The following is a 268-nucleotide window of genomic DNA, read 5'->3' as shown; positions in this document are numbered from 1 at the left end:
CCGCTCGACGGCAACCGGATCCTCGATCTTCGACGAGAACCGGCGCGGCACGGTGACGAACAACACGCCGCACATGAGCCCCAGCACGCCGCCGATGGGGATGATGAAGGCGCTCTGCGGCTTGATCGGCGCCGCGGGTCGCACGGCGGCATCGAGAATGTGCGCGTTGCCGATCGTGCCCGCACGCGTGACCGACAACTCGTTTGCCTTGCCGACCATTGCCACGTAGATCTGCTCGGCCACTTTCGCGTCGCGTGTCAGATCGGCC

The 268-nt window shown here is 66.4% G+C and carries 1 protein-coding gene; it reads right to left on the bottom strand.

Annotated elements, in window-relative coordinates:
* Nucleotides 1-268, bottom strand: a 268-nt coding sequence (locus tag SB751_RS31090) for a GNVR domain-containing protein (RefSeq protein WP_410749154.1), incomplete at both ends; no start/stop codon positions are given.

The organism is Cupriavidus sp. SIMBA_020, from assembly GCF_046535395.1.
GTDB classification, from domain to species: Bacteria; Pseudomonadota; Gammaproteobacteria; order Burkholderiales; family Burkholderiaceae; genus Cupriavidus; species Cupriavidus campinensis.
This window is presented reverse-complemented; position numbering and strand designations above follow the sequence as displayed.